The organism is Paenibacillus sp. P32E, assembly GCF_001909085.1.
GTDB lineage: Bacteria > Bacillota > Bacilli > Paenibacillales > Paenibacillaceae > Paenibacillus_AQ > Paenibacillus_AQ helianthi.
In genome coordinates this window covers 196,093-208,324 of record NZ_LVYY01000046.1, presented here as the reverse complement: position 1 = coordinate 208,324, position 12,232 = coordinate 196,093, and the positions used below count along the sequence as shown (strand labels likewise).

Sequence of the window (12,232 nt, the reverse complement as noted above, 5' to 3'; positions counted from 1 at the left end):
AAAAGGACACTCCAAGAAAAAAATTAAGGAATGCCCATCATTTTAGTAATAAACTTACCAGCTCAATTTTCAATTAATTATTTTTCGGATGATCAATATTACCTACTTGTTGATTTAGCAGACTTACTAATTCCTTTGAATTATTACTCATTCCGTCTTCAACATTCTGATTCTTTTTAGAATTGAAAAGTAGCTGCGAATTGTTTTCTGTACTTGTAGACTCGTTCTCAGCTTGTTTTATTTCACTCAATAGAACCTTTGAACCGTCTGAATTAACAATGTACTGTCTAATATAAGCGCCTTCCTTTGCTGTAACCAGGTGCCCTTTTTTTTCTACCGGTTTGTCTTTCTTTTCTTCTTCTTTCTTTTCATTTGTTTGTACGAGTAGCGTAGATTCAAACAAATCTTTATTCCTTGATAGATTGTTGCGTTGGTTACTATAATAATCGCTAGGACTAGAATTGTTAATACGCATGCTTCCACATCCTCTTCCAATAGATTTTATTTATCATTAAATATCGGTATCTTTTATTGAGAAATGAATGCAAACTGGATTTTTTCCCCAAATCACCTTCTCAGGCGCTCTCGGAGACACCTTATCTCCATTTCACTCTTCCTTCGGATAAAATATAGAAGAACAGTTTACACCCCATATTCGCAAACACTTGGGAAAATGAATACCGTACACCACCAAACCCATTATTAAAGGTTGCCAGCATACCTCTTCTTGCGTTCATTTATCCGTGAGCACATCGGATATAAGCTCCTGTAGCCGGAAGCGATACGGCTTATTACAGGCCATGATTCAACTTAGCGAGTCAAGTCCTTTTCTGCACAAGGCAGATAGGTTATATGTGAAGCACCCTTGTGTACTGAGCCAAGTGGTACTTGGCCGTCGTAACGCCCATAGAGGCGCTTGTCACTGATTTCAAAATATTCAGTGTATGCTGCTGGCATACTACGGATTTGAGCGGAGAGTCAATGTGTGCTGTGGACATGGAGCGGACATGAATATTTTGGATTAATATTTCTCATGAATTAATGCCAAAATACCTTTAAAAAATGGGGTGACTATTATGTCAGATGAAGATTTTCAATGGGGACCAGCTATTCAAAAGGGGGCTGAAGCGGCTGAGGTTGCATTTGGCCAAGGTATTGGCGCCGCAATTGCAACACAGTTGGCAGCAACTTTATTCGATAAAGGCGGTGAGGATAAATTTGCTGATGCAATAAAGGACTTGAAAGTTAGTATTCATGAAATGATTGACCAAGCATTTTTGGATCAAGATGTAGCTCAATTAGTTGGCTTAGGAGCAAATTTAAAAGCATACCTTGTTACTTATGCTTACAATCCAAATAAGGCAGATCACGAATTGATTGCTGGTGTTCATCTGTTGCTTCCAGGCTTACTAAATGCAATTGCGAAAAAAAATTCTTTTGAAGCATTGACTGCATTGGTTTACGGTGTCAATGTTTTTATTCAAACACTCATTGCACGGTCAATAGAATTTCCGACATATAGAAGTGAAGCGAAATCTAATTTGATTTATTACTCTGACTTAATTGAAAAAAAGTGTGAAGCTTTCAGAAATCAAATTAATGATACTGTAAGTCCTCCAGAAACAGAAACTTTGATTTGGAATATATTTGAGGTTAAAGACGCATTACTTCAAATCAAATCAGAAAGACCTTTTCAACCCGTCACCTATGCAAACGGATTTACCTACAAATTACAAGTTTACTTTTTGGATCTGCATATCCCTCACATGCGTGAAGAAACGGGGCAACAGGTCTATCCTTTTAGAGGAATAAGGAACTCACAGGATTTAATTGGTGGTGCGGCGTACAGACAATTTACACTTGAAGATATTAAAGGGACAAATTCATATCTTGAAATTGAGAAGAATCGAAGGGAGATTATGCAAAAAAGAATTGATAATTTGAATTTTTTATTAGAACCTACCAGTAAAGCAATTTCAAAATGGAGAGAAATATCAAAAGCAGCTACAGAACCAGTACCAACAAATTAAGATAAGAAAGAGCAGTGTAATCAATCAAATTTCACTGCTCTTTCTCCCCTAATCCTCCAGTAGGATCATCAGACCCAGCATACCTGCCAGTCTATAAATGGCCATTGACTTAAATTCGTCGGTAATGTCGGTTACTGAATCCCAGTTCCTCAGCCGGTTCCGTGTTCATCACATCATCATCATTGATGCATCTTATACGGACAAGCTTTCTGCTGCCGGGTCCCCTGCAATACCTAGTATATCAAAGGGTTTTTGCCTGATATATTCTATAAAAGCCATAGGCTTGACCTATAAGCAGCAAGATGGCCCCTCGTATTTATTTAATTTTGTCCAAGCACTCTATCATCCCCTCTCATAAGCTGTGTCAACTACATGAGAGGACTGGTGAATAACAAATGAGCATTCAGTTTTTAGATATGCGGATTTCCCAGGACAGTGTTACGGATCAGCCGGGCGCTTCACTATCTTCTTCTTCATCCCCCTATATTTTTGGTGATATTGGGTTGCAGACGGCTGGTATTGCCCCTGGTAATGTAAGTTTGGTGCGTGTGACGCTTAATGCCTATGCCCGTCTGACTATGGCTATCTCGTCCAACCCTACGATCGTTCCTGATGCCACTTTTACAATCCTCCGAAATTCGATCCCTATCTTTACTACGGTCTATCAAAAGCCAGCGTCTCAATCGATGACGGAGCTGACGTATGAGATGGCCGGTATTACAGCTGTTGATTTCCCTCCCTCTGCCGATGTGCTCGCAGGTCAAATCCGATATATCATAAGCGTGACTACAAATTATGGTGTCACTTTGGGAGCTAGATGCTTCTCTGGAATTGCAGTTGCAGGCTAATGGATACCATTGGGGTTGAGCATCGGCTATCCTACTTCCGGTAATCCTTTTTGGCAATACCACTTATATTAATAACAATATTTATAGGTTATACTTATAAGTAACAATCTATTTAAAGGTGTGGAATCTGTTTATGGAACTCAGACAGCTGCAATATGCATTACAGATAGCAGCAGAACGTAACTTTTCCCGTGCTGCAGACAAGCTGCATATCGCTCAGCCTTCACTCAGCCAGCAGCTTTCGAAGCTGGAGAAGGAGCTGGGCGTTCTTCTTTTTCAGCGGAATACCAGCTCAGTGGAACTTACTCATGCCGGGGAGAAATTTGTGGAGCAGGCGCAGACGATTATTGATGCTGTAGAGCTATTACGGCAGGAGATGTCGGATATCTCCCAGTTGCGGACCGGACATGTAGTTGTAGGGAGCATGCCCATCACCGGTGCGCATTTGCTGCCGCATGTGCTGCCTGTGTTCAAAAGGAAATTCGCCGAGGTTGAAATCACGCTGCTCGAAGACTCCTCCATGAATCTGGAAAAACTCACGGCCAGCGGTCAAACGGACTTAAGCCTGCTTTCCTTGCCTCTGGAGATCCCGACACTCGCTTACGAAGTGCTGGGTGAAGAGCGGATCGATCTGGCCGTCCCGCCAGAGCACCCGTTCGCTTCAAGGAGTGCAGCTGGGATTCGCACCTCTCTGGAGGAGCTTAAGGATGAGCCATTCATTGTTCTAAAAGAAGGCCAGGGCTTTCGTAAAATGACTGTCGAATTATGCCGGGGAGCCGGATTTGAGCCGCGTATCGTATTTGAGAGTAATAATATGGAGACCGTTCAATCACTCGTCGCTACCGGAATGGGAGTAACGCTCGTCCCCCATTTTATCGCCAGGGCACCACGCAGTGAGTTCGTTCCCGTCTATTTACCCCTGGCCGAGCCGGTACCCAGCCGTACATTGGTGGTTGCCTACCGGCGCGGACGCTATTTATCCAAAGCAGCAGAAGCCTTTATAGAGACCTTCAAAACAACCGTCAAAGATCTTTCCGATGAGTAGCCAACCAGCAATCAGCGTATGCATTCTTATGAAAAGAGCCTTCCGGCCTCATAAATGAGCCGGGAAGGCTCGTCCACAGTCTATATACTCAAATTATGCTAATTCATGAGGCGGTTCTGATCATCCGTCCAATGGGCTGTGCTTTCGTCAACCTTGTTAATGTCTTCACTGGTAAAAAATATTACGCTCGCGCACTTTGCAAACCCGACATTTGCGTGTTATTCTAAATGACAAATAGTGAAACGTGCAGACGGGACCAGTACGAATAGGCGATTATCCGTGATCAGAGAGTAAATTCCGGCAGGCTGGGAGAATTTACCGCGGTTGTCCTTTCCGAATCCTACCCCCGAGCGGCCTGCCCTTGCAGGACGGAAACTCCCGTTATGAGAATGAAGTCGGATGAACCCTCATCAATGAAGGTGGTACCGCGGAAGTTAACCAAGCTTTCGTCCTTTGCTAAGTCTAAGGATGGGGGCTTTTTGTCGTTTTCAGCGTGACATAGATGTAAATTTGAGAAGGAAGTGAACCACATTGACAACACGAATCGTGGTCAAAATCGGCAGCAGCTCGCTCACCGGACCTGAGGGTGGATTGAACCGTGAAGCAGTAGCTTTCTTTGCTGCCGAAATTGCCGGACTGCGCAAAGCCGGGTGTGAAGTACTGCTAGTTACCTCCGGTGCCGTAGCCGCCGGATTCCGGGGCATCGGCTATCCGTCGCGGCCCAAGCTGCTGCATGAGAAGCAAGCTGCCGCTGCGGTCGGCCAGGTGATGCTGATGCAGGCCTATCAGGAAGCCTTTGCGGAGCACGGCATTCCCACTGCGCAGATTCTGCTGACCCGAACCGACTTTTGCAGCCGGAGGGCAATGAACAACGCAGTGATGACGGTAGAGGAGCTTCTGCGGCAAGGAGCTGTTCCCGTATTTAATGAAAATGATACCGTTTCGGTAGATGAGTTGAAATTCGGCGATAACGATACCTTATCAGCCCTGGTGGCAAATCTGCTAAAAGCCTCCCATCTCCTCGTGTTAACCGATATGGATGGCTTATACAGTGGTGATCCCCGCAAGAATCCGGCGGCCATACGCTATGAGCGTGTGGAGGAGATTACCCCCGAGATTTATGCCTTTGCCGGAGGCGCGGGCTCCAGTGTCGGCACTGGCGGCATGCGTTCCAAGATCGATGCTGCCAAAATCGCCACTCGAGGCGGAGTCCCCGTCTTCATAGGCAGAGCAACCGAGCCCGGAGATTTGAAGTTGGCTGCCGATGGCAACGGAAAAGGCACTTACTTTGCAACGACCCTTTCTTCCTTACCCGTGAAGAAACAGTGGCTCGGCTTCATGTCCACTCCTCTTGGTTCTCTGTATGTGGATGAAGGTGCGGTGGAAGCACTTCTCCATGGCGGGCATAGCCTGCTGCCAGTTGGTGTAAAACGGATTGAAGGGAATTTTCATTCAGGGGATGTTGTGGAAGTCCTTGGACCTGACGCCAAGCTGCTTGGGCGGGGAATTGTGAACTATGACGACACCCAGCTCCGCAGTATTCAGGGACTGCCAAGCGGTCAGATCGTGCCGATGCTGGGTGAAGTCCACCGGCTGGAGGTTATTCACCGTGATGAATGGATTACCTTGCGTTAACAGCTCGAAGCGTTTTCCGAACCTGATTCCAGGGTGTAAAACTTAAAAAACTTTTAGGAGGTTGTAACATGAGTGAGGTTGTAAACAAAGCAGCATTAGCCAAAGAAACGGCCGGTGTGCTAGCCAGTCTGAGCACCGGCCAAAAAAATGAGGCCTTGCTGGTTATGGCCGAAGCCTTGATCCGTGAAGCTCCCGCGATCATTGCTGCTAATAGCGAAGATTTGGAGCGAGGGCGGCTGGGCGGTACTCCGGAATCAATGCTTGACCGGCTGGCACTGGATGTCGGACGGATCACGAGCATCGCAGAAGGACTCCGGCAAATAGCCGAACTGCCTGATCCAATCGGTGACAATCTGGAAACCATCGAACGTCCAAATGGACTGTTTATTGAGAAAATCCGTGTACCGCTGGGTGTCATTGGCATTATCTACGAGGCACGTCCTAATGTAACGGTAGATGCAGCGGGTTTATGCCTAAAAACAGGGAATGCCGTAGTCCTGCGCGGCGGCTCCTCTGCTCTGTCTTCCAACCGTAAAATCATCGAGGTGCTGCACCGTGCACTTATCGAAACAGCCATCCCAAGCCAAGCACTGCAATTAATCGAAGATCCGAACCGTTCCTCGGTAGATGAGATGCTGAAGCTGAACGGACTGCTTGATGTAATCATTCCGCGCGGTGGGAGTGCGCTGATTCAGAATGTCGTGCTTAATGCCACCGTGCCCGTCATTGAAACAGGAGCAGGCATATGCCATACTTATGTGGATGCCAGTGCTGATCGGGAAATGGCCTTGTCGATCAGTCTGAACGCCAAGGCCCAGCGTCCCTCCGTGTGCAACTCCATGGAGACGCTGCTGGTTCACCGGGATTTTGCTGCAAAGCATCTCCTTGCTGTGGCGGAAGCATTCCGCGAAATCCCTGTCGAGCTGCGCGGCTGTCCAGAAACGGTTGCTAGGATTCCTTGGGCATTGCCGGTATCCAACGAGGATTTCGCTACGGAGTACAATGACTATATTCTTAATATCAAAATCGTCGGCGGGCTGGATGAAGCGCTGCAGCATATCGCTGAGTTCAGCACCCGGCATTCCGAATGCATCGTAACGGCGGATGCGGGTAACGCGGAACGTTTCCTTCAAGAAGTGGATGCTGCCGCTGTCTATCATAACGCCTCAACGCGCTTCACGGATGGCTTCGAGTTCGGATTTGGGGCAGAGATTGGCATCAGCACCCAAAAGCTGCATGCACGCGGCCCGATGGGACTGCCGGCACTGACTTCAACCAAATACAAAATTCACGGCTCCGGACAAATCCGGGGATAAACCTATGCTGCCGAAGCTAGTTTTTTATAGGACTACCAACGAAGTATAACCTCAAAACTATTAGGAGGGTTTAAGTCATGTGTCAGCAACCTGCAATACCATTAATTAATCACAACATTGTTTTTTACGGCGCTGGCTCGATGGCGGAAGCGATTGTGCGCGGCATGATTACCCGTAATGTGGTGGATTCCGGCAATATCGTGATGCTGAACCGCAGCAGCAGTGAACGCCTTAGCGAGCTCCGCAGCCGTTATGGAGTGCTTGGCAGTAACGAACCTGAACAAAAAAATGAATATTTGCGCACGGCTCCGGTTATCGTGCTCGCTATGAAGCCCAAGGATGCTGCCGAAGCTTTGCGTGGTTTAGGGCCTCTTCTCTCTTCTGACCAGCTGGTGATTTCCGTCATCGCAGGGATGACTATCCGTACAATGCAAGGCCTGCTTGGGAAGCCACAGCCGATTGTGCGTACCATGCCTAATACCTCCAGCTCCATCGGACTGGGAGCAACCGGCATTGCCTTTTCTAAGGAAGTTAATGAGCCAAGCCGCCGGACCGCGCTCAACATCTTTGAAGCGGTTGGATTAACTTCTGTGATCGATGAAGAACGCATGGAAACCCTCACTGGAATTTCGGGTAGTGGTCCGGCGTACATTTATTACATGATGGAGGCCATGATTGCAGCAGGAATACGCGGAGGTCTCCCGGCTGAACAGAGCAGAGAGCTGACCGTTCAGACTGTCCTTGGTGCTGCCCGGATGGTGCAGCAGACCGGTGAAGAACCAGCCGCCTTGCGTAAAAAAGTCACCTCACCCAATGGATCCACACAGGCTGCTCTAGAGGTGCTTGAAAAGGGAGATTTCTTCGAGACCGTGATTTCCGCTGTTAACCGCTGCGCCGAGCGCTCCCGCGAAATGGGAGTAGCACTGGAAAAAGAGCTTTCATAAATTCACGTCTTCAAAACAAAAACAACCGTACTTCAGATGGCTAACCAGCCAACTGAAGTACGGTTGTTTCTATGTTAGGAAGGACGTTGAACGTCTCCCGTCCTTTAAGGACAAGAAACTTCAGCTGATCCTCTTTTCACCTGCCGCCGCTGCGGAACTTCTGGGAGTAGGCCTTAACATCCTGGGCATTCTTTACCCGGTTGCGGGCCCATTCCAGCAGTATACGGTCAATATAGCGGAAATGAACTTTTCCGGCGAATACAGACTCTTTCAGAGCGAGAAGAATCAATTCCTCCGGGTACTTATCCTGATCTACCCAGCCGGAAATGGTTTCACATTCCATCGGGGAAAGCGGACGGCCAAATTCCTTCTCAAAAATTGTGAACAGACTGCGGCTCTCCTCCGCATCCCTGCCCGCAGGAGTAGCCGGACTCCCGTAGCCTCCATCCGGAGCAGCAGTCCCTGTATGATGTGCAGACGCCCGAAGACTGGGTGCGCTGCTTACAGGTTTGCTTCTCTCCTTTACGGATTCTTGAGCAAGTACCGACAGAAACGCACCTAGCTTATCATACAAGCCTGAGAAGTTATAGCGTTCATAGTGGATATCTCTCAGCTCGTCGTTGTCCTCATCAATGCTGATGAAGCCTTCCTTCATAAGCTTTTGCAGTTCTCCCGCTATTGCTGATATACTGCGTCCGGTTACTGTCTGAAGCTCCTCCAGGGAAGGAAATTCAATCCCCTCCACCTGGCGGAAAGACAGCAAATGAATAAGCAGCATCGCTTCACTGCCGGTCAGGTTCAGCTTCCGGTAATACTTCAAGAGTGCGTAAGGAATGACGGCCATCCCGTTTTGGAGGCCAAAAGACACGCCTTCGCCCCAGGTACTCCATCCTTTGCCTTCCATGCGCAGCCCCCTTTGATTGCCTATGGGTATAGACGGTACAATGTACGAGGGAACGGAATCGTTTCCCGTACATGGTCCAGACCGCAAATCCAGGCTACCGTCCGTTCAAGGCCAAGGCCAAAACCGGAGTGTGGCACAGAACCATAGGTGCGCAGATCCATGTACCATTTGTAAGTATCCATTGAAAGATTATGTTCCTTGAAGCGCTCCTCCATCAAAGCCGGATCGTCGATACGCTGTGATCCGCCGATAATCTCCCCATAGCCTTCAGGTGCAATCATATCTGCGCAGAGGACAACCTCTGGACGTTCAGGATCCGGCTTCATATAGAATGCCTTGAAGGAGGCCGGATAATGCGTAATGAACACCGGTTTATCGTTGGCTTCCGCAATCGCCGTTTCGTGCGGCGCCCCGAAGTCATCGCCCCAGGCAATCTCATGTCCATTATCATTCAGGAATTTTATTGCATCATCATAGGTGATACGCGGGAACGGAGCTTTGATATTTTCCAGCTTGGACACATCGCGGCCAACCGCTTCCAGCTCCGCACGGCAGTTAGTTAGCACGGACTGTACGATAAAGCTGATAAATTCTTCTTGAACCTTCAAGCTTTCTTCGTGATCCGTGAATGCCATTTCCGGCTCAATCATCCAGAACTCGATCAAATGACGGCGGGTTTTGGATTTCTCTGCACGGAAAGTCGGACCGAAGGAATACACACGGCCAAGTGCCATCGCCGCAGCTTCCATGTATAACTGTCCGCTCTGCGTAAGATAGGCGTCTTCATCAAAATATTTGGTGTGGAACAAGTTCGTTGTACCTTCTGCCGACGTTGGCGTCAGGATCGGCGGATCCACCTTCGTGAACCCGTTCTGGTTGAAAAATTGCTGAATCGCCCGGATAATCTCCGCACGAATCACGAGCACTGCCCGCTGCTTCGCGGAACGAAGCCAGAGATGACGGTGATCCATCAGGAAATCGACGCCATGCTCCTTCGGGGTAATTGGATAATTCTCTGTAAGATGCAATACTTCTATACCCGTTACAGTCATCTCAAATCCAGATTGACTACGGGGCTCCTCACGGATGATTCCGGTCACATACAATGAGCTTTCCTGGGTGAGGCTCTTGGCATCGTCCCAGACCTGCTCCGGCACTTCCGATTTCACCACAACGCCCTGGATATAGCCTGTACCATCCCGAAGCTGCAGGAACTGAATTTTACCGCTGGAGCGCTTATTGTTCACCCAACAGCCGATCACAACAGTTTCCCCAACATGCTCATTCACGTTCTTGATTACACTCTTGTTAGCCATCCCAACTGATCTCTCCTCTGTTTAGCCGTTAATTCCTTGCACAATACGATAAGTATCGCGTGCAATGACAAGCTCTTCGTTTGTCGGAACCACGAGCACCTGCACCTTGGACTCTACCGTAGAGATACGGCGCGGATCACCGGAGCGGACCTTGTTAGCTTCAGCATCCAGTTCAATTCCAAGGAACGTAAGGTTATTCAGCACTTTGGCACGCAGCACGGCGGCATTCTCGCCGACACCGGCAGTAAATACGATCACATCTACTCCGTTCATCGCTGCCGCGTAAGAACCGATATACTTCCGCAGACGGTACTCATACATATCAAAAGCAAGCGTAGAGTTCGGCTCGCCTTTTTCCGCACCATCAATAATATCACGCATGTCACTGCTGATGCCAGAAATAGCCAAAAGTCCGCTGTGCTTGTTCAGCATCGAATTCACTTCGCCCACGGACAGTTCTTCCTTGTTCATTACATAAGGAACGATTGCCGGGTCAAGGTCGCCGCTGCGGGTACCCATCATGAGACCTTCAAGCGGTGTCATCCCCATTGAAGTATCAATCGACAGTCCGCCGTCAACGGCAGTCACGCTCGCACCGTTACCGATGTGGCAAGTAATGATCTTAAGGTCTTCAAGCGGACGCTCCAGGTATTCAGCCGCAGCCTTGCTCACGAAATCATGGGAGGTACCGTGTGCGCCGTAGCGGCGAACCTTGTATTTATTGTACAGCACTCTAGGAATGGCATACATATAAGCTTTCTCAGGCATGGTCTGATGGAAAGCAGTATCAAAAACAACCGCCTGCGGCACACCGGGCATATTCACTTCGGTAGCCGTAATCCCCATCATTGCTGCCGGATTGTGCAGCGGTGCAAGGTCGAACAATTGACGGATCTTGGTTTTGGCATCGGCATCCACCAGCGCGGAAGCCTTGAAGAATTCGCCCCCGTGAACTACACGGTGTCCAACTGCGTTGATCTCATCGATCGAAGAAATAACCCCGTGCTCTTTGTCCGTCAGACAAGCAAGCACTTTACGGATCGCTGTATTGTGCTCAAGAATTTCACTGACTTCTGTTACTTCCTGTTTGCCTGTTGGCTTGTGGTTCAGAATGGAGGAGTCCATCCCGATGCGTTCTACCAGACCTTTGGCAAGTACAGATTCATCCGTCATATTGTACAGCTGGTATTTCAAAGAAGAACTGCCTGAGTTAATAACTAGAATATTCATACACGGTCACCATCCTTGTCGTACTTGAAGAAGCCTTCGCCCGATTTCATGCCCAGTTGTCCTGCACGCACCATTTTCTTAAGAATAGTGGATGGACGGTATTTCAGTTCACCGTACTCACGGAACATATTCTCCAGAGCGGCCAGAACGGAATCCAGACCGAAACGGTCAGCCATTTCAAGCGGCCCGTGCTGGAACTGATAGCCAATACGCATAGCATCGTCAATATCCTCTGGGGAAGCGACACCTTCCTGCAGGACATGCATAGCTTCGTTAATGAACAGGCAAATGAGGCGTGAAGATACAAACCCTGGGGATTCGTAAATCATAACGCCTTTTTTCTCAACAATTTCATCAACAAAAGCTTTGGTATCTTCAAAAGTGCTGTCAGAGGTTTTCAGTCCGCGCACAATCTCAACGAGATCTACCTTAGCTACAGGATGTATGAAATGCATGCCGATGACGCGTTCCGGGTACATTGTAGAGCTGGCAAGCTCAGTCAAGCTGAGTGTAGACGTGTTGCTGGCCAGAATAATGTGGCTCGGACACACCTGATCGAGCTGATTGAATACCTTTTGCTTGGCGTCCAGGTCCTCAGTAATGGTCTCAATGACCATATCACAGGAGCTGAGTTCAGCGAAATGCGTTACTTTTTCAATACGGCTGAGAATCAGCTTCTTTTCAGCTTGGGTAATTGCCCATTTCTCCAGCTGTTTGTCGAGACTCGTCTCGATCATTGCATAAGAATAGTCCAGTCTTTCTGCGGTTTTCTCCACAAGCATAACATCCAGGCCCTTGGCTGCCAGCATTTCAGCAATCCCTTGACCCATTGTGCCACCACCGATGACACCGATTTTTTTAAAATTCATGTAAAAGTCTCCATCCTTTCAGGTATCTATACTTTTGTATTGTACCTTGTCTGTCGTAAAAAATATGTAGCCCGACATATAATAATATCTTAGCA

Annotated in this window: 11 protein-coding genes; 6 read left to right on the top strand and 5 right to left on the bottom strand. The window is 48.1% G+C overall.

Annotated elements, in window-relative coordinates; all coding sequences use genetic code 11:
• Positions 1-73: 73 nt before the first annotated feature.
• Positions 74-475 carry a hypothetical protein gene (locus A3848_RS25595; RefSeq protein ID WP_083612373.1) on the bottom strand — a complete coding sequence of 134 codons (402 nt, stop codon included), beginning with the start codon at positions 473-475 and terminating at the stop codon, positions 74-76.
• A 601-nt stretch (positions 476-1,076) separates the two neighbouring features.
• On the opposite strand from A3848_RS25595, the gene A3848_RS25590 reads away from it, so the two are divergent.
• The 6 genes from A3848_RS25590 (at position 1,077) to proC (ending at position 7,818) form a co-directional block, all read left to right on the top strand.
• Positions 1,077-2,030 (top strand): hypothetical protein, encoded by a 954-nt coding sequence (locus A3848_RS25590; RefSeq protein ID WP_074087674.1) that lies wholly within the window; start codon positions 1,077-1,079, stop codon positions 2,028-2,030.
• Between the two features lie 416 nt (positions 2,031-2,446).
• Complete coding sequence (locus A3848_RS25585; RefSeq protein ID WP_178382079.1) at positions 2,447-2,878, top strand: hypothetical protein; 432 nt, start codon at positions 2,447-2,449, stop codon at positions 2,876-2,878.
• A gap of 133 nt (positions 2,879-3,011) precedes the next feature.
• A complete protein-coding gene (locus A3848_RS25580; protein WP_074087672.1) occupies positions 3,012-3,923 on the top strand; it encodes a LysR family transcriptional regulator in 912 nt (303 codons plus the stop codon).
• Between the two features lie 531 nt (positions 3,924-4,454).
• Complete coding sequence (gene proB, locus A3848_RS25575; RefSeq protein WP_074087671.1) at positions 4,455-5,558, top strand: glutamate 5-kinase; 1,104 nt, start codon at positions 4,455-4,457, stop codon at positions 5,556-5,558.
• Positions 5,559-5,626: 68 nt separating this feature from the next.
• Positions 5,627-6,874: a glutamate-5-semialdehyde dehydrogenase gene (locus A3848_RS25570; RefSeq protein ID WP_074087670.1), complete on the top strand. Its 1,248-nt coding sequence runs from the start codon at positions 5,627-5,629 to the stop codon at positions 6,872-6,874.
• 77 nt (positions 6,875-6,951) lie between these two features.
• On the top strand, positions 6,952-7,818 hold the full coding sequence (proC, locus tag A3848_RS25565) for a pyrroline-5-carboxylate reductase (protein ID WP_074087669.1): 867 nt from the start codon (positions 6,952-6,954) through the stop codon (positions 7,816-7,818).
• A gap of 136 nt (positions 7,819-7,954) precedes the next feature.
• On the opposite strand, the gene A3848_RS25560 is transcribed toward proC, so the two are convergent.
• Genes A3848_RS25560 through A3848_RS25545 form a run of 4 tightly spaced genes read right to left on the bottom strand, consistent with a single transcriptional unit; the run spans position 7,955 to position 12,137 of the window.
• Positions 7,955-8,722 carry a DnaD domain protein gene (locus A3848_RS25560; protein ID WP_074087668.1) on the bottom strand — a complete coding sequence of 256 codons (768 nt, stop codon included), beginning with the start codon at positions 8,720-8,722 and terminating at the stop codon, positions 7,955-7,957.
• A gap of 20 nt (positions 8,723-8,742) precedes the next feature.
• Positions 8,743-10,038: an asparagine--tRNA ligase gene (gene asnS / locus A3848_RS25555; RefSeq protein WP_074087667.1), complete on the bottom strand. Its 1,296-nt coding sequence runs from the start codon at positions 10,036-10,038 to the stop codon at positions 8,743-8,745.
• A 21-nt stretch (positions 10,039-10,059) separates the two neighbouring features.
• Entirely contained in the window at positions 10,060-11,268 is a 1,209-nt protein-coding gene (locus A3848_RS25550) for an acetate/propionate family kinase (RefSeq protein ID WP_074087666.1), read from the bottom strand.
• Positions 11,265-12,137, bottom strand: coding sequence for a 3-hydroxyacyl-CoA dehydrogenase family protein (locus A3848_RS25545; RefSeq protein ID WP_074087665.1), 873 nt, complete (start codon positions 12,135-12,137; stop codon positions 11,265-11,267). The genes A3848_RS25550 and A3848_RS25545 overlap by 4 nt, the downstream gene beginning before the upstream one ends.
• Positions 12,138-12,232: the final 95 nt, after the last annotated feature.

Bases quoted from the DNA above. Each gene is read 5' to 3' on its own strand.
- A3848_RS25595 (WP_083612373.1), bottom strand. From the start codon at position 475: ATGCGTATTAACAATTCTAGTCCTAGCGATTATTATAGTAACCAACGC.
- A3848_RS25590 (WP_074087674.1), top strand. From the start codon at position 1,077: ATGTCAGATGAAGATTTTCAATGGGGACCAGCTATTCAAAAGGGGGCT.
- A3848_RS25585 (WP_178382079.1), top strand. From the start codon at position 2,447: ATGCGGATTTCCCAGGACAGTGTTACGGATCAGCCGGGCGCTTCACTA.
- A3848_RS25580 (WP_074087672.1), top strand. From the start codon at position 3,012: ATGGAACTCAGACAGCTGCAATATGCATTACAGATAGCAGCAGAACGT.
- A3848_RS25570 (WP_074087670.1), top strand. From the start codon at position 5,627: ATGAGTGAGGTTGTAAACAAAGCAGCATTAGCCAAAGAAACGGCCGGT.
- proC (WP_074087669.1), top strand. From the start codon at position 6,952: ATGTGTCAGCAACCTGCAATACCATTAATTAATCACAACATTGTTTTT.
- A3848_RS25560 (WP_074087668.1), bottom strand. From the start codon at position 8,722: ATGGAAGGCAAAGGATGGAGTACCTGGGGCGAAGGCGTGTCTTTTGGC.
- asnS (WP_074087667.1), bottom strand. From the start codon at position 10,038: ATGGCTAACAAGAGTGTAATCAAGAACGTGAATGAGCATGTTGGGGAA.
- A3848_RS25550 (WP_074087666.1), bottom strand. From the start codon at position 11,268: ATGAATATTCTAGTTATTAACTCAGGCAGTTCTTCTTTGAAATACCAG.
- A3848_RS25545 (WP_074087665.1), bottom strand. From the start codon at position 12,137: ATGAATTTTAAAAAAATCGGTGTCATCGGTGGTGGCACAATGGGTCAA.